Here is a 16,414-nt window from a genome sequence, read left to right as displayed (position 1 = left end):
GCTACGCCCTCCGGCGAGGTGGTGCTGGCACCACCATCGAACCCCGCGCTGACGGGCACAATATGACGGGTGAACATGGCTGGGGCTGGTGAACGGACGGGCCGATGGGCCCGGCGCGGTGTGCGCTCGGGGCTGGGCGGCCTGGCCGCGATCGGCTTGGCGCTCACCAACCTGCCGCTGCTCGCCGTGTCGCTTGTCGCGTTGGCCCTGGCCCCGGTGCCGTTCCTCGGCCTTGCGCTGGTGCCGTGGACGATGACGCTGGTCCGGATGCGCGCCGATCTCGAGCGCAGACGTGCCTCGCGGGCCGGTGTCCTGGTGACCCGTCCGTACCTTCCGCCCCCGGAACGTGCCATGGCCGGTGGCTGGCGCCGCTTCCGGTGGACGGTGACGGACCCGGCCACCTGGCGCGACCTTGCCTGGCTTGCGCCGGGCGCGATCGTCGGGTTCACCCTCGGGACGATCGGTGTGGTCGTGCCGTTGTACGGGCTCGTGGGTCTGACGCTGACCCCGTTGTGGATCTGGCACGGCGCCGGGTGGTACGGCTATGGTGCCATCTGGTCCATCGACACGGTCAGCGCCGGCTTGCTCTGCCTACCGCAAGGCGCCGTCATCCTTGCCGCCGGCCTGTGGGCGGCGCCGTGGCTGCGTCGCGTCGACGCCCACTTCGCCCGGCTCTTCCTCGCCCCCACCCGGGCCGCCGAACTCCGGCTGCGCGTCACGCAGCTGACGGTCACGCGTGCCGACACGGTGGACGCGCAAGCGGCCGAGTTGCGCCGCATCGAACGCGACCTGCACGACGGCGTCCAGGCCCGTCTGGTCGCGCTGAGCATGGTGATCGGCCTGGCCGACACACTCATCGACCGAAACCCGGCCGAGGCCCACAAGCTGCTCGCCGAGGCGCGTGAGTCCGGGGTCGCGGCGCTGGACGAGCTGAGGCACCTCGTCCGTGGCATTCACCCACCGGTGCTCGCCGAACGGGGACTCGGCGGCGCGGTCCGTGCGCTAGCGCTCAGCCTGCCGGTGCCGATCACGGTTGACATCGACTTGCCGGGGCGGCCGGACACACCCGTCGAGTCCGCGGCGTACTTCGCAGTCGCCGAGGCGCTGGCCAACATGATTCGGCACAGCCGCGCCCGCACCGGAGCGGTGTCCATGCGCCATTCGAACGGTGCGTTGAGCATGGTGGTCGCCGACGACGGCACGGGAGGCGCCGATCCCGCCGCCGGCACCGGTCTGCGCGGTGTCGAACGCCGCCTCGCCGCATTCGATGGCACGATCGCACTGTCGAGCCCGCCCGGGGGCCCCACCGTCATCACCATGGAGTTGCCGTGCGCGTTGTCATCGCCGAGGACCATGCCCTCCTCCGTGACGGGCTGACCCGGCTCCTGCAGGCCTTCGACTTCGACGTCGTCGCGGCCATTGACAACGGCCCGGCCCTGCTGCCCGCCCTGATCACACACAAGCCTCAGGTGGCGGTCATCGACGTCCGCCTCCCCCCGACATTCACCGACGAGGGCCTGCAAGCCGCGATCGCGGCCCGGACCCAGATGCCCGGCCTGCCGATCCTCATGCTTTCCCAGCACGTCGAGCCCCTCTACGCCCGCGAACTGCTCAGCACCCCGGACGGCGGTGTGGGCTACCTCCTCAAGGATCGTGTGTCCGACGTCGGCGAGTTCGTCGACGCCGTGCACCGGGTCGCCGGCGGTGGCACGGCGATGGACCCCGAGGTGATCTCGCAATTGCTCGCCCGCCGGGAGCCGCTGGCGGTGCTCACCGCGCGGGAGCGTGAGGTGCTCGGCGAGATGGCTGAAGGTCGCTCCAACGCCGCGATCGCGGCCAAGCTCCGCATCACTGACAAGGCCGTGAGCAAGCACATCAACAACATTCTCACCAAGCTGGACATGCCGCCCTCCGACGATGACAACCGCCGCGTCCTCGCCGTTCTGGCATACCTCAACGTCTGAACGGGTGCGTTCACGGTGATCGCCAGGGGGAGTTGACCCACTGCAGAGGGTGAAAGGCCTGGCTGCGAGTTGCGTGCCCCGACGGGGTCTCGACCTGACCCGGCAGGGTGGGCGTGGCGCTATGCCCGGACCCATTGGTTCACGAGGGAGACCACGGCAGCCTGTTGAGACTGCATGGCCTTCAGATCTGGGAACGTCACGACGCCGCGATCGGGTGCCAGCCAGGTCATCAGCCCAGTGGGATCTTGGAAGGTGAACTCGGCAACGTCCGATCGGACCTTCGCCCCTCGATGGAAGATGAGTTGGACACGGTCACCGGGTCGAAGCCGGAAGGTCACTCGGTCGTCCCCACGGAATCGAAAACTCGGAGCGTTCCATTTCACGTGCTCCGAGATCTCGGTGTTCGACGCCAAGATTGCCGACCTGAGCTCCTCGACACCCGACTTCAGGGGGTGAGCGAGCGTCGCCATGAAGTCATCTACTTCGCCAGACATGCTTGGCACCTGTCACTTTCCCTCGTGATGTCCTTCGAGTTGAAGGGGCAGTGTGCCATCAATGACTGACATCAGTCGCTGCCTACGTCGCCGACGCGGATCCAAGCGCTGATTAGCGCAGCCGCAGTCCCGCGATGAGCAGTGCGACCAGGCGACGCGCGTCGTAGCGGCTGTCGTTGCCCGCGCCGATACAGAGATTGCCGACGCCACGCAGCAGTTCGTAGGCATCCAGGTCGGCGACGATCTCGCCGGCTGTGGCAGCCGCGTCGAGGAGCTGGGCGCACACGGGGACGAGGCGGTCGAGGAAGTAGGCGTGCAGATTCTCGAAGGCGGCGTCGTCGGACTGCAACGCCTCGGCGAGGCCGTGCTTGGTGACCAGGAAGTCGACGAAGAGGTTGATCCAACGCGCCAGTGCGGTGTGCGGTGTGCTGCTCTCCGCCAGCAGCGTCGGGTCGGCTTCGGCGCAGGCCTCGACCTGGTGCCGGTAGACGGCGACGACACATTCATCACGTACCCGAGGCCAAGCGCATCGCTTCCCGGTGTGCTCGCGCAGGCTCTGATGACCGAACCGCACGCGACCGTAAGAGAGACCATCTTGCACGCGCTGTCCGCCCAGGGCGAGCACGGTCGCAATCTGCTGCCTGCAGCTCTCGCAGACCAGGCGCCCACCGTCCGATCACTCGCGGCCATCCTCATGGCGACAAGCACGCGGGAGGGTACGCAGCTGAGCTGTCACCTGCGCGAGATCCTCAACAACCATTCGAAGGTTGAGAAGGATCGCCGAGTGCGTGACACGATTCAGAGGTTGCTCGACCAGGCGCAGTGATCGTCGCGAGGTTGGTCGACTCCCGGGTCAGGAGGGCCGCCCGGCGGTGGCGGCGGTTCAGCTGGGCATCGCGCGCGTGGCGCTCCGCCAGGTTCAGGAGGCGCTGCCGGTCGCCGTCCGGATCGAACACGTCGCGGTTGAGTGAGACATCACGGCTGCCCCGTGCGATCTGCCGTTCAAGCGCCGGCAGGTCGCGGCCGCTGCGCCGGACCATTACGAGCGCGGCCGGTAGGTACCCCTCGAGCATCGCCGTGAGGATGGGGTGGTTCGTCGACAGGTATCGCATCGTCAGCGCGTCCACGAACGCCGCGAAGATATCCGGGTCGACCTCGTACTCGTCCCGCCCGATGTCCGGTCCGACACCTGACGGACACCCGGCAACCGGCACCATCGCCTCGGTCATGCGAGCGAACAGCTGCGCGACCGTGTGGGACGGGTTCCAGAGCACAAGCTCGCCGACCTGGAAGTACTGACTCACCGCGACATGATCCCAGGCCGACGACGCTCCAGGGCGCCCGGCTTCGCCGTGTGCGCATGACGCCAGGTACCGCCGCCGCCGCTACAGCTGCCGTTCTGGAATGCTTCGCCCATGCCTTCCTACCCGCCCACCTTCGCCGACGAGGTCATCGCACAGCCGGCCCGTGCCCAGTTCGAGGCGTTCCTCGACGAGCACCGCAACGCACTCAATCATCGTTTGGACGGGCTGACAGAGGAGCAGGCGCGACGATCGTTGGTGGCCTCCCGGACCACGTTGCTGGGCCTCGTGAAGCACGCGACGTTCGTCGAAAAGGTCTGGTTCGACGAAGCCGTCACCTGCCGGTCGCGCGCGGAGATCGGCATCCCTGCGAATTCAGAAGAGTCGTTCATCCTCGATGACGACGACACCATCGCCAGCATCCAGCACGCACACCGTGAAGCCTGCGAAGCATCACGCCGGGCGACGGCATCCCTCGCTCTGGACGACATCCTGCACGGGCACCGGCGGGGGCCGCTTCCACTGCGGTGGGTGTATCTCCACGTGCTGCGCGAGCTCGCCCAACACTGCGGGCACGCGGACATTCTTCGAGAGCAGCTGATCAACGAGTAGCGCCGCGTACGTCCTCTCGCCGCTTCAGGGCACCCATCCCTTCCCTCTCGGGCTCCGCCGAACAGCGGAAGTGATTCACCCCGCTCCGGTTTCACGGCTACTTCGGGGAGTGCAGGTTCTCAGCGGCTCGTTACCCACGTCAGCATTGCTCGCCAGTCGGTTGGAGACGGCGTGTGGGCTGCGTCCTCGCTGACGCGAATCTCGGCGCTGGGAATCCGCGCGGCGATCAACGGTGCGTCGGGAACGGCCCGGCCGGGGTCGTGCCGACCGGCCCAGATGAGTACGCGGCAGGGCACGTCGCGCAGGCCGAACCCCCAGGGGTGGATGTCGGTGGCGAGCCAGTCCCCGGCCAGCCCGGCCGCGCCTTGGCGGGCACCTTCGCGGTTGGACTCCTCGTAGGGCCGCATCCAGGGGTCCTGGCCGCCGGCGAGCAGTTGCCGGTGCTGCTTGAGCGGATCCTCGGCGTACCACGCGGCGGTGCGGGTCACGTAGCGGCGCCCGAGCCCCGGAACGTTCCGCAGGGCCCACGCCTGAAACCGCTGCCGGCCACGGACAGTGCGCAGTTCCCGATAGGGGCCGGTGAAGGCCGCGGCGACCACCCCGGTCAGTCGATGCGGGAGCCGGGCCCCACAGGCAACGGCGTACGGCGCACCGCCAGAGAAACCGATCAGGCCGAAGCGTTCGATCCGCATTGAGCTCATCAGCGTGCCGACGTCCTCAGCGACGCCGAGGAGCGTCGGCTGTCGGACGGGTGTGGACCGGCCGTACCCGGGCCGATCAATCGTGATCAGGCGGACGCCCGCCAGCGCCGAGTCTTCCGGGCGGCTGAGCCGAGAGCCCGGCGTGCCGTGCAGGAAAACGACCGGCATCCCGGCCGGATCGCCGTACTCCGCCCAGCCCAGGACTCGACCGTCGGGCAGCACCAAATCCATATCGCCTCCCCGCTAGACGCTCGACGCCTCGCCCTGTACGGCGCAGAGACATAGTCGCCGTTCGTGCAGTGTGGCAACGCCGAACCGCACCCATGGGCCGCTGAGCAACGCGACGCCGTCCGACTAGAGGTGGTCGCAGGACGGAGAGCAACGACGGCCCAACGTGTGGCCCAGGTCCCGCAGGAATCGGCCCAGCCGCTCGGCCTCTCCGGCTGTGGGTGGAGTGATGGCCGCGCCAGCCGCGACGTGCTCTCCGGTCTCGTACAGCGCCGCGTACAGATCTTCGGCGGTTGCGCGGTCGAGCCGCAGCGCGATCTCATCCGGCATGCGCAGACCGTAATCGCAGGTCGCCGGGGACCGGTCGGCCAAGGTCAGAGATGCGTTGATCTACCCGAGCGATGAATAGCGATTGGATCTTGGCTGTACGGTTCTTCGCGCCATGGCCCTGCCTCCGGACCGGTTCTACGACCATGCGGTGGCCGCCGCGGACAGCGAGCGGCGACTCCCGTTGGCGCGGATGACGGGGTGGGACATCAGCCCGTTCGAACAGGACGGCTTGCGCGTCGCGCCGCTGCGCCCGCCGGTGCTGCCCGAGCCGGCCCGGCACGGCGAGGATCCGGCGGAGTGCCGGAACTGCCAGGAGCGCGACGAGGGCATCTGGTTCAACGATCACTGGCGGCTGGCCCGTGTCACGGGAGTGGGCGTACCGCTGGCGTTGATGCTGTACCCGCGCGATCACTATGACATGGCGGACCTCCCCGACGATCTCGCCGCGGAGCTGGGACTGCTGACGACTCGGATCGTCCGCCACGTGCAGGCTCTGCCGCACATCGCGCGAGCCCACGTCTACCGCCTCGGCGACGGCGCCGCTCACCTGCACGTCTGGTTCTTCGCCCGGCCGCAGGGTCAGACGCAGTTCTACGGATCCTGGCTGGTCGTCTGGGACGACCTCCTGCCGGAGTATCCCGCCGACCTCGCCGAGGCGGACGCCGCGATCGTGGCTGATGCCCTGGTCGCCTCGCACGGGGGCCACCGATCGGCCATCCCACCGCGCACCTGACCGGCTGACCCGCAGCAGCAACCGCTCCGCGATGCCGTTTTCCGTAGGCGATCGCGGTCGGTCAGAATCTGCGAGTGATCTTCGATGTCCTCCGACTTCAGCAGGCCTTCGACGAGGCCGAACTCCACGGCGACGCCGCCACGCTGCAGAGATTGCTCACCGACGACTTTCGATCCATCGGCGATCAGGGCTACCTGCTCGACAAGGCACAGTGGATCGGGAAGTTCGCCGACTTCGCCTATCTCAGCCTGGAGAGCAGCGACGTCGAGGTGAACCCCTATGCCCACGCGGCCATCGTCCGGTGCGTCCAGCGCAGCCGCTCGGCCTGGCGTGGCCAGGAGATGACCTTGACCGTCCGCGTCAGCCAGACCTGGGTCGAGCAACCCGAAGGCTGGCGACTCGCGGGCGTTCAGTTCAGCACCCTCGCCGAAGCCTGACAGCCGAACCCGACCGAGAGGTGGTATCACGCCGTGACGAGCGAGAAACGTGCTGCGGTCCAGATACACACGACTGCCGCTGCCGCCGTCCACCTCTGTATCCCGATCAGGAACTCGGGGTGCCGCGCTTGAGGCTCCGCAGCTGTTCGACCTTGCGTTCGGCGTCCTGCCGTGAGTAGGAGCCGAGGGCGGGGAGGGGCATGGCGTCGGCGTCGTCACCGAGGCGCAGGACCGGAGCGTAGAGCGGCAACCCCCCTCGTACGCCGATCTGCGCACGGTCGACCGACCGGATCGCGCTCCACGGGGTGACCGTGTCACGGCTGTCGAAGCCGCGAACGCGGACACCGCCCGCGTCGATGACCACACCGAGTCGAAGAGCCCGCCAGATCCCGGCCACGCCGCTCGTGACGGATGCGCACCCCAGCACGATGCGGAACCAGTCGCGGTCGGCGACTACGTCCCCGGAGGTGAAGTACGTAACGCCCAGCAGGGTCCACAGAGTGAAGATGACGACCAGGATCGGGATCTGGACGCGTGGCCTGATGACGATGCGGCTCATGGCGGGCCATGCTACGGATGGCCCGCGTGGGTAACGGAGTAGTCCGGCTGGACTACGGCATCGCGTCATCGGACCATCGAGCGGCGTCAAGATCCGACACATGGATCTGCCGTGGTTCGGCGTCGTTGGAGGTCGTGGCCGGCGGTGAGAGCAGCTCGAGGATGATGCCGTCCTCGGCTTCGCTGCCGCTCTGGTTGGCAGCCATCCCGCACCGTCTGGCAGCGTTCGGGCTGACGACAGCACCGAGCTGGCCAAAGCCTGCCACCGGTCGGCGGCACGATGACCGGCCGTGGGCATTTGACGCCAGCCGTCGTGCCAAGAGCGGATGGCGTACCGCTACAGGTGCCCCGTGTCGTTGAAGCTGATCAAGGTCGGGGGTCGATCGGAATCCCACTGCACGATGGTGATCGCACAGTGGGCCTGGTTGAGCCCGATCCACCGCCACACCGGCGCGTCAAGCGTCTGGCGGACGAACCACCCGATGACGAAGTTGTGCGTGATCAGCAGTTCGTGCCGGTCGCTGTCGCCGGTGACACCGAAGTGGGCGACAGCAGCCTGCAGGGCCTTCGCGTCTTCGTCGCGTTCGTCATCGGGCACGCCGTCGAGCCAGGCATGCCACCGGCCCGGGTATTGAGCGCGCTGCGCAGCGGAGGGGATCGGCGTGCGGTCCGCTACACGATCGCAGGGGTGTTGCGGCACCTGGGGGAGATGGCCGCCGATGATGGCGGCGGTCTGGGCCGCCCGAGTCAACGGGCTGTGGTGGATTGCCGAGAACGGCACGGCGCGCAGCCGCCGACCCAGCCGGTCCGCCTGCCCGCGACCGAGTTGCGACAGGCCTCCGTCCGGGCCGTTTCGCGGATCCTGCTCGCTGTGGCGGACGAGGTACAGCTGCGTACGAGCCATCGTGGTTTTCCTCCGGGTCCCGGGGGTAGTCGTGAGCGCTCCTACCCACTCGGGGTTTTCGGCGGGCGGAGTGGTCGCTCAGTCGAGCCAGCAGATCACCGCGTCGCCGTCCTTGGCGGCTGCGGCGAAGAAGCTTCTGACGCCGGGCAGGTAGTGGGCCACCCACGCCAGCTCGCCGGGTTTGTCCCAGGTGCCGGGGTAGATCTCGGCCCGGGTCAACTCCTGCGGGTCGACGTCGCGGATGAGGTCGTCTTCGGTGAGGTCGGCGAGTTGTGAGGCGGCAGCCGCTACTTGTGCCGGTGTCAGGTAGGAGGGCGGCCCGTAGCCCCAGTCGTCCTCAAGGTTCTCGAGGAAGTCGAACATCTCCTCGCTGTCGGGTTCGACGTCCGGCAGCTCCACGAAGCTCTGGGCTCCCATCACCAGCGGAACGTCGAAGCCGAGTCGGTGCAGCAGGAAGTCGAGTCCGTTCCATGCCTTGTCGGTGGCGCTCCAGCGCTCGGAGTTGTCGTCCCGTGCCGTCATGGCGGTTTCGTATGCCCAGTCGAGGTCTGCCGTGGCGCGTTCCAGTTCGTCCGGGGACACGCGCAGCCAGTTGCCGTTCATGCTCACGGCGTCACCCTAAATGCTGGCTACGACGGTCCCGGGGTGTCCCTGCTGGCGCTGCCGAGCGACGGCGGGGGCCGTGCTGGCCGACAACAGCGGCGCTCTGGAGTCCCTCTGCCGCGGACTTCCGGTTCAGCTGTGTCGCGGCGCCCCCGTTGGCGCTCGTCGTCGGTGACCGTCGGGACGACGGGGAGTATGAGCAGCAGCCCTGAATCTCTGCTCGTCCGGTCGGTGACACGGTGATCTGTCGGTCGGAGCCGAAGGCTGCGGTGATCGAGGGAACGGCCGGCTGCGGAACAACCTGCCACGCAGTTTCCTGTGGCTGTTCGCCGGCGGGCGCGGCCAGCAGGATTTCGGTATGGCCGGTGAAGCGGCCGCCGTCGAGACGGGGGAACCGGATGCGAAGGGGAAACGGCAGCAACTCCACAGCCTGGGACTGATGACTCGTCCTTCGTCAGGGGACGTCCGGGAGATCGTCGAGCAGCCCGCGCTGGCCGGCCAGTACGCCGGCCTGGAAGCGGCTCTCAGCGCCCAGATCCTGCATGATTTCCGCGATGTGTCTTCGGCAGGTGCGTACCGAGATGCTCAGCTTGCGGGCGATGAACTCGTCCTTGCGACCGGCTGCCAGCAGTCGCAGCAGGGCTCGTTTGAGGTCGTCGCCGGCTACTCCGTAACCACTGTTCGGCGTGGTGTCGTCGTCGAGGGGTAGCGCCGAGGCCCAGATCTGTTCCAGTGATCGATACAGATAGTCCACCACGGATGGTTCGCGCAGCACGACGGCGCCGCGGGCGAGCATGTTCGGAATGATCGCGATCTCGCGGTCGAAAATGATGATGCGATCGATGACTTCTTCGCGGGTGCGTACGTCGCAGCCCGCGTCGGCGAGCTCTTTGAGGAAAGGGCGCATGCGCGGGTGAACACGGACCGGATGTTGGTAGATCGTTCTCACCCGAATGCCGCGCGCCAGCATCTCGAGGTCTCCCGGCAGGGATTCCTCGATGGCGCGGTCGGAGAGCACCCCGGGGTGTGCGCTGAACACCTCGACGGAGCATCGGCGGGCGATCCCGGCGAGCGACGTGCGGACCCGGTCCACCTCGTCGATGATGTCGATGGCTTCCCGCCGGTTACGCGCCTGGCGGGTGTTGAAGTAGATCGGATTGAACGTCGCCAGGGTCGCTTCCAGTGCCTCCATTCGGCGCTTGCGCTGGCGTACCTCGCTCTCCAGGGGGGCGATGAGCTCCGCGATCGCGGCCTCCGGGCTGCTCGGCACGAGCACGTCGAGCGCTCCGGGTGCGTGGCGCAACAATCGCAGGGCCAGCAGCGAGTCCATGCCCTCGGAAACCTCGGTCGGGGATTGCCCGAGATCGATGGATGCGTCCTCCATATCCTCGCTGGACACGTGTCCCCGCTGCAGAATCCATTGGTAGAGACTGGCCGCCTCTACGGAAATTGTCCCTTCCGGTCGGTCTTCCTGGCGGTCCACGTCAGTACCCACTGGGTCACCTCACCACCCCGAGCAGCACCGAATCGACTATGTATGGCCGCCATGCCGTGATGCAGGACCTGGGAGGTGCTGTGATTCCGTGCATCCCGATGACGTGACTCACGTTAGGGGTGAGCATAGCCGTACGGAACGGACCGTGGTCGCCCCCATCCGCAGCGAGATAGGCCGTGAACTGGTTCATCTATCGGAAAGGCGACATCCACGATGCCATCCGTAATCGACGAATTGTCTGCTGTGGACATGGTCCTGCCCGAGGCGACCATGTTTTACATCGATCTGCACTCCCATCCCGAGTTGTCCGGCGCGGAACAGCGTACGGCGGCGGTGTTCGCCGCGCGGTTGCGCCGGGACGGCTTCGAGGTGTCCACCGGCGTCGGCGGTCACGGCGTCGTCGGCGTCCTGCGCAACGGACCCGGTCCGATCGTCCTGCTGCGGGCCGAGCTCGACGGGCTGCCGGTCAGGGAGGAGACCGGGCTTGCGTACGCCAGTGCCGCGGTGGCGGTCGGGCCGGACGGCCGGGAGGTCCCGGTGATGCACGCCTGCGGGCACGACCTGCACCTGGCCTGCCTCGCCGGGGCCGCCACCCTGCTGGCCGGCGGCCGCGCGCGGTGGAGCGGGACCCTGGTCGTCGTCGGGCAGCCCGCCGAGGAGACGTTGCAGGGCGCGCGGGCCATGCTCGCGGCCGGCCTGTACGACCTCACCGGCCGTCCGGACGTCGTCCTCGCCCAGCACACGGCGCCGTTCCCGGCCGGGATGCTCGCGTACGGCGCCGGCCCGGTGATGGCCGGCAGCGTCTCCCTGGAGATCACGATCCATGGTCGTGGTGGTCACGCGGCCACTCCGCACCTCGCCGTCAACCCGGTGGTCATCGCCGCGTCGGTGGTGCTGCGCCTGCAGGAGATCGCTTCCGCGGAGGTGGACCCGGCCGAGCAGGTCGTGCTGACCGTCGGATCGCTGCGGGCGGGGGCGGCCAGCAACGTCATCCCCGATGAGGCGGTCATCGGGTTGACCGTGCGCGCGTTCTCCGCCGCCGTGCTGGAGAGGGTGGCCGCCGCGGTGACCAGGATCGTCCGGGCCGAGTGCGCGGCGTCCGGGGCGGACCGGGAGCCGGAGATCCAGGTCATCTCGTCGTCGCCGGTGAACCTGCCGGACACCGTCGCGACAGCGGTGGTCCGGGCGGCGCACGAGGCGCACTTCGGTGCCGGGCGGATCGCCGCCTGGCCGCCCGCGATGGCCACCGAGGACTTCCCGCACCTCGGCGACGCGGGTGAGGGTGGTCCGGACGGGGGGGTCGGCGGTCGTGACGCGGACGGTGCGAGCGGTCCGGGCATACCGACCGTTTACTGGCTGCTCGGCACGGCCGGTCCGCGCCAGTGGACCGCCGCCGCGACCGTGCCGCTGCCCGCCAACCACTCGCCGGCGTTCGCCCCGCACGTGCGGCTGGCCCTGCCGGCCGGCATCTCGGCGATGACCGTCGCCGCCCTCGCCTATCTGACCGGTGACGGTCGATGACAGCGGTGTGACAGCGGAACGCACGCCCATCTGCCGGTGACCCCCGTTTGAATTCACTTCACAAGCAGATGCGGCCCCGCCGGGGCCGACGGCGAGAGATTCGGGAGACGACATGAACATCGACAACACGATCGACCTGGCGGACCTGGCGAACGAGATCCTCGAACTCGAGTCGGAGACCTTCGAGATCTCGGACTACTCGGACGCCAGCGCCGTCCTGCTCGCCGGCTCGACCAGCTCGAGCTCCACCAGCACCTGCTCCAGCACCACCAGCACCACCTCCTGCTCCGCCTGATCCATTCCCCGAAATAGCCAGTGACGCAGCAAGGCATGCGACCTCCTCGAATTCTTCGAGGAGGTCGCCGTCATTTCGCCGCCCGCGACCCCGGCGGCCCCCAGCGGCCGGCAGGGTCGCTTCATCGCGAAATCCGCAGCGTGACCTGCGGAGACGTCAGGAACTGCCAGGCGCGGGAAACCTGCCATGCAGGTTCTTGCCGCCCGTTCATTCCTTGACCCGCCAATTAGCCACCGACAGACTCGATGACAGCAGCGCGGAACGGAACGCGGATCCCCGGAAAGGGAAGCGCCACTGAATCAACCGACCCGCAACAGTCATCGGTATCGAACGGGGGGAGTGACGGTGTGTCTCTGTTGAACGGACCAGAGCGATGACACTACTAGCGAGCATTCAACCCGAAAGACCCGTCCATTCCCGACGCATGGGCTTTCAAATCCTCGGCACTCTCAATCTGACCGACGGGCGCGACGCCGCCGTGTTGCAGCCGTCCAAACCGACCATTCTGCTGGCCGCGCTGCTGCTGCGTCCGAACGTGGTCGTGTCGGTCTCCTCGCTGCTCGGCGCGATCTGGGGCGAGCAGCAGCCGGCGGCGGCCAAGGCCGCGCTGCAGACCTGCGTCCTGCGCCTGCGGCGGCTGTTCACCAAGCACGGCATCGCCGGCAACGCGATCGAGTCGGTACCGGGTGGCTACCGCATCATCGCCGACGCCGAGACGCTCGACCTGCTGCGGTTCCGCCGGCTGATCCGCAGCGCCGAGACCGAGCCGGATCTCGAGTCGGAGCTGCACAGCCTGACCGAGGCGCTGGGCCTGTGGCGCGGCGCGCTCCTGGCCAACGTGCCCTCGGACGTGCTCCGCCGCGACGAGGTGCCACGGCTGACCGAGGAGTGGCTACGGGCCTCGGAGCGGGTGCACGACCTGAAGATGGCGCTCGGCCGTAGCCGGGAGGTGTTGCCCGACCTGTGGCGCACCGCCCGGTCGTACCCGGGGCACGAGCGCTTCGCGGAGCAGCTCATCGAGGCGTTGTACCGCACCGGCCGGCAGACCGAGGCGCTGGTCGAGTACCGCAACGTCAAGCAGTACCTCCTCGACGAGCTGGGACTGGACCCCGGGCCGGCGCTGCAACGGCTGGAGGCGACGATCCTGCGCGGCGACGAGCTCGCGCCGGCCGGAACCGACGGCCGCGGCCCGACCGCCACAGGTCGGGTCGTCCGGCCGGAGCAGACGCCGCCGATCGCGGCGAGCGACTTCACCGGCCGGGTGTCGGACGTCGCGCTGCTGACCGGATGGCTCGGCGACGAACGGCCGGGCCCGCGCACGGTCGTGCTGACCGGCGCGCCGGGCATCGGCAAGACGGCGCTCGCGCTGCACGTGGCCGACCGGATGCGTACAAGGTTCGACGGGGGACTCGCGACGCTGCGGATGCGCCGCCCCGACGGCACCGCGCGGACCGCCGCCGAGCTGACCGCCGAGCTGGTGCGGATCCGGGTGGCGGGGGCGGGACGTCCCGGCCTGCTGATCCTGGACGACGTGCTCGACGCCGAGCAGATCCGCGGGGTGCTGCCGGCCGACGCCGGGCACAGTGTGTTGATCACCAGCCGGATGAGCCTCACCGGGTTGGTGGCCACGCACGGCGGGCGGGTGCACCGGCTGGATCCGTTCACCGACGACGAGGCTGTCGAGTTCCTCTCGGTCCTGCTGGGGTCGGAGCGGACGGCCGCCGAGCCGGCGGCGGTCCGTCAACTCGCGGCCCTGTGCGGGAACTTCCCGCTGGCCCTGCGCATCATGGCGGCCCGGTTGCAGGTCCGCCCGCGGACCCGGATCGCGGACTGCGCGCAGTGGCTGCGCGACGACCGGTTCACCCGGATGGCCCTCACCGACGACCCCCGGATGTCGATCACCAGGATCTTCGGGTCCTGGCTCGACGAGCTCGACGCGCGGCTCAGCGACGCGCTGGTCCGGATCGCCCGGTGCTCCTGCCGGGAGCCCATGACGCTCACCCATCTCGCCGAGGTGCTCGACCGGCCCGTTCCGGCCGCCGGTCAGATCCTCGAACTGCTGGCCGACGCCGGTGCCCTCGAGGGCGGCTCCGGCACCTACACGATGCACGAACTGGTCCGGGCCTTCGCCGCCGACGGCTATGGCGAACGGACCAGCCGACTGGCGGCGTGACCGCCGATCCCCCCTTTCCCGGGCGCCGCCGCCCCTGCCCATCCGCGGCGTCGACCGCCACACATCCCGGCCGTCACCGCGCCGGCCGCGTTGTCACCCCGAATCGACACGGAGGAGTCTCTGTCATGGCCGCAGCGAAATTCGAAGACATCGCCGAGACCCGGCCCCGCATCCGCCGGGACGTGCTCTACACCCAGACCCCGGACGGGGTGCTGTTCCACAACTCCCTCGGCGGGTTCCACCTGAACGGCCGCGCCGCGTACCGGCTGGCCACCCTGATCGTCCCCTACCTGACCGGTGACCACCAGGTCGCCGAGCTCGGCGCGGCGCTCGGCGCGCAGCAGCGGGCCATGGTCGCCAACCTGGTCGGGACGCTGTACGAGCGTGGGTTCGCCCGTGACGTGCCGCCGGCCGCCCCCGCTCCCGAGAACGGGCAGCCCGCGGTCACCGAGCGGTTCGCGCCGCAGATCGCGTACGTCGACCACTACGCCGGCGGCGCGGACGACCGGTTCCTGACGTTCCGCGACGCCCGGGTCGCGGTCCTCGGCGACGACCTGATGGCGCGCTGGTGCGTGCTGAGCCTGGTGCGCAACGGCTCCGGCGGCATCGGCATCGTGCCGGGCCTGGACCAGCCGGGCAACCGGCTCGCCGAGGTGCTGGACGAGGCCGCGGCGCTGACCGACGAGGGTTGTCCGGTCACCGTCGAGACCGTGACGCCCGCGGGTGCCCGCTACACCTGGGACGACCTGGCGGGCTACGACGTGGTCGTGGTGACCGGCGGGTCCACCGCCGCCCGGCAGACGCTCGACCTGCTCGGCGCGCGGGTGCCGGCCGGGCGTCAGCTGCTCACCGCGTGGACCTTCGGCAACCGCGCGGTGATCGGTCCGCACATGACGGCCGGCAGCACCGGCTGCTGGCTCTGCGCCGCGTTGCGCCTGGCCGCCAACGGTGACCCGGCCGCCGCCGCCGACCTGTGGCAGGACGTGTCCCTGCCGACCAGCCGCCGGGGCGCGGCGGTGGGCCGTCCGCTCGCCGCGATGATCGGCAACCTGCTCGGGTACGAGGTGTTCCGGGTCCTCACCGGCGCCCTGTCGGCGGAGACCACCGGCAACGTGATCATTCAGGACCTCGAGTCGCTCGACGTGGTCAGCGAGCCGCTGCTGCCGCACCCGGCCTGCGGGTTCTGCTGCGGCGACACGGCCGTCGGGGAGCCGGTCACCACGGATCTCGCCATCCCGCAGACCCGGGTCGTCGAGGCGCAGGTCGAGGCGTCGGAGCTGCTGGCCGAGCTCACCGGTCGCGCGATGCTGATCCAGCCGAACGCCGGTGTCTTCGCCGAGTTCACCGACGAGCAGTGGACCCAGACGCCGCTGAAGGTGAGCACGCTGAGGTTCTCGACCGGTCCCGGGCGTACCCGGGAGGTGGCGACGTTCGACCTGCACACCCTGGCCGGCGCCCGGCTCGCCGCCCTGCGCACGGCCGCGACCACGTACGTGGACCACGCGGTTCCGCTGCCCGCCGAGACGGGCACGCCGGCCCGGACGGTCTCCGTCGCCGACGTCGTCACCTGCAGCGGCACGTCCGCAGCGGGCGGCCCGGTCGTGACGGCGACGTCGCTGCTGACGAAGGAGCAGATCGGGGTGCCGGCCGCCGCCGTCCGGCCGTTCGGCGAGCAGAACGCGGAGCGTCCGGTCATCGCCACGTCGGCGGGCGCCGGGGCGGGCACGTCGCCCGCCGAGGCCGCCGCGCGGGGCCTGCTCTCGGCCGTCGCCTACACCCGGATCGTGGACGCGGTCCGTGGCCACGCCGAGGTGGCGCCGGTGTCGCTGGACGGCGCGGGGAGCCGGGAGGTCGTGTTCCTGAGCCGGTCGGCCGTCAACGCCGGCGTGGACGTCACCGTGCTGAACCTGCGCGGTGGGCGGTTCGGCACGTCGCCGGTGGTCGTCGCCTACGCGAACGACCCGCGCACCGGTGGCGTGCTCTGGTCGGTCGGCAGCGAACTCACCTGGGACGCGGCGGTGGTGAACGCGGTGCGGGATCTGCTCGGGCGGGTGCAGCTGGGCGG

General features: G+C 69.4%; 18 protein-coding genes and 1 pseudogene. 9 read left to right on the top strand and 10 right to left on the bottom strand.

Going from position 1 to position 16,414, the window contains the following annotated elements:
- The first annotated feature begins 120 nt into the window (after positions 1 to 120).
- Positions 121 to 1,377 carry a sensor histidine kinase gene (locus E1211_RS06365; RefSeq protein WP_243709372.1) on the top strand — a complete coding sequence of 419 codons (1,257 nt, stop codon included), beginning with the start codon at positions 121 to 123 and terminating at the stop codon, positions 1,375 to 1,377.
- Entirely contained in the window at positions 1,329 to 1,964 is a 636-nt protein-coding gene (locus tag E1211_RS06360; RefSeq protein ID WP_132346375.1) for a response regulator transcription factor, read from the top strand. Before E1211_RS06365 ends, E1211_RS06360 begins: the two co-directional genes overlap by 49 nt.
- 119 nt (positions 1,965 to 2,083) lie before the next feature.
- Here E1211_RS06360 and E1211_RS06355 read toward each other — a convergent pair whose 3' ends face one another.
- The 3 genes and pseudogenes from E1211_RS06355 to E1211_RS33270 form a co-directional block, all read right to left on the bottom strand.
- Positions 2,084 to 2,434, bottom strand: a complete 351-nt coding sequence (locus E1211_RS06355) for a DUF1801 domain-containing protein (protein ID WP_243709381.1) — start codon at positions 2,432 to 2,434, stop codon at positions 2,084 to 2,086.
- 136 nt (positions 2,435 to 2,570) lie between these two features.
- Positions 2,571 to 2,969 (bottom strand): annotated as a pseudogene (locus tag E1211_RS06350) (TetR family transcriptional regulator); the annotation flags it as partial.
- Positions 2,970 to 3,207: 238 nt separating this feature from the next.
- Positions 3,208 to 3,762 carry a DUF6086 family protein gene (locus E1211_RS33270; protein WP_243709371.1) on the bottom strand — a complete coding sequence of 185 codons (555 nt, stop codon included), beginning with the start codon at positions 3,760 to 3,762 and terminating at the stop codon, positions 3,208 to 3,210.
- A gap of 111 nt (positions 3,763 to 3,873) precedes the next feature.
- Between E1211_RS33270 and E1211_RS06340 the strand changes: the two genes are divergently transcribed.
- Entirely contained in the window at positions 3,874 to 4,371 is a 498-nt protein-coding gene (locus E1211_RS06340; RefSeq protein WP_132346371.1) for a DinB family protein, read from the top strand.
- A gap of 119 nt (positions 4,372 to 4,490) precedes the next feature.
- Here the strand turns inward: E1211_RS06340 and E1211_RS06335 are convergent, their stop codons facing one another.
- Positions 4,491 to 5,303 (bottom strand): alpha/beta fold hydrolase, encoded by an 813-nt coding sequence (locus E1211_RS06335; RefSeq protein ID WP_132346369.1) that lies wholly within the window; start codon positions 5,301 to 5,303, stop codon positions 4,491 to 4,493.
- A 123-nt stretch (positions 5,304 to 5,426) separates the two neighbouring features.
- Positions 5,427 to 5,630, bottom strand: a complete 204-nt coding sequence (locus E1211_RS06330; protein ID WP_132346367.1) for a hypothetical protein — start codon at positions 5,628 to 5,630, stop codon at positions 5,427 to 5,429.
- A gap of 112 nt (positions 5,631 to 5,742) precedes the next feature.
- On the opposite strand from E1211_RS06330, the gene E1211_RS06325 reads away from it, so the two are divergent.
- Positions 5,743 to 6,363 (top strand): hypothetical protein, encoded by a 621-nt coding sequence (locus E1211_RS06325; RefSeq protein ID WP_132346365.1) that lies wholly within the window; start codon positions 5,743 to 5,745, stop codon positions 6,361 to 6,363.
- Positions 6,364 to 6,437: 74 nt separating this feature from the next.
- Positions 6,438 to 6,800, top strand: a complete 363-nt coding sequence (locus tag E1211_RS06320) for a nuclear transport factor 2 family protein (RefSeq protein ID WP_132346363.1) — start codon at positions 6,438 to 6,440, stop codon at positions 6,798 to 6,800.
- A 106-nt stretch (positions 6,801 to 6,906) separates the two neighbouring features.
- Here E1211_RS06320 and E1211_RS32355 read toward each other — a convergent pair whose 3' ends face one another.
- The 5 genes from E1211_RS32355 to E1211_RS06300 form a co-directional block, all read right to left on the bottom strand.
- Positions 6,907 to 7,359, bottom strand: a complete 453-nt coding sequence (locus E1211_RS32355; protein ID WP_165947188.1) for a PH domain-containing protein — start codon at positions 7,357 to 7,359, stop codon at positions 6,907 to 6,909.
- 52 nt (positions 7,360 to 7,411) lie between these two features.
- Positions 7,412 to 7,564 (bottom strand): hypothetical protein, encoded by a 153-nt coding sequence (locus E1211_RS32350; RefSeq protein ID WP_165947187.1) that lies wholly within the window; start codon positions 7,562 to 7,564, stop codon positions 7,412 to 7,414.
- A gap of 131 nt (positions 7,565 to 7,695) precedes the next feature.
- On the bottom strand, positions 7,696 to 8,262 hold the full coding sequence (locus E1211_RS06310) for a histidine phosphatase family protein (protein WP_132346359.1): 567 nt from the start codon (positions 8,260 to 8,262) through the stop codon (positions 7,696 to 7,698).
- Positions 8,263 to 8,340: 78 nt separating this feature from the next.
- On the bottom strand, positions 8,341 to 8,865 hold the full coding sequence (locus tag E1211_RS06305; protein WP_132346443.1) for a YfbM family protein: 525 nt from the start codon (positions 8,863 to 8,865) through the stop codon (positions 8,341 to 8,343).
- Positions 8,866 to 9,319: 454 nt separating this feature from the next.
- Positions 9,320 to 10,360 (bottom strand): LuxR C-terminal-related transcriptional regulator, encoded by a 1,041-nt coding sequence (locus tag E1211_RS06300; protein WP_132346357.1) that lies wholly within the window; start codon positions 10,358 to 10,360, stop codon positions 9,320 to 9,322.
- A gap of 213 nt (positions 10,361 to 10,573) precedes the next feature.
- Between E1211_RS06300 and E1211_RS06295 the strand changes: the two genes are divergently transcribed.
- The 4 genes from E1211_RS06295 to E1211_RS06280 all read left to right on the top strand — a co-directional run.
- A complete protein-coding gene (locus tag E1211_RS06295; protein ID WP_132346355.1) occupies positions 10,574 to 11,881 on the top strand; it encodes an amidohydrolase in 1,308 nt (435 codons plus the stop codon).
- A 112-nt stretch (positions 11,882 to 11,993) separates the two neighbouring features.
- Positions 11,994 to 12,176, top strand: coding sequence for a thiazolylpeptide-type bacteriocin (locus E1211_RS06290; RefSeq protein WP_132346353.1), 183 nt, complete (start codon positions 11,994 to 11,996; stop codon positions 12,174 to 12,176).
- 424 nt (positions 12,177 to 12,600) lie between these two features.
- Entirely contained in the window at positions 12,601 to 14,349 is a 1,749-nt protein-coding gene (locus E1211_RS06285) for an AfsR/SARP family transcriptional regulator (RefSeq protein WP_132346352.1), read from the top strand.
- A 125-nt stretch (positions 14,350 to 14,474) separates the two neighbouring features.
- Positions 14,475 to 16,414: TOMM precursor leader peptide-binding protein (locus E1211_RS06280; RefSeq protein WP_132346350.1), on the top strand; the 1,940-nt coding region annotated here is incomplete at its 3' end.

It is taken from the genome of Micromonospora sp. 15K316, assembly GCF_004348525.1.
Taxonomy (GTDB): domain Bacteria; phylum Actinomycetota; class Actinomycetes; order Mycobacteriales; family Micromonosporaceae; genus Micromonospora.
This window is presented reverse-complemented; position numbering and strand designations above follow the sequence as displayed.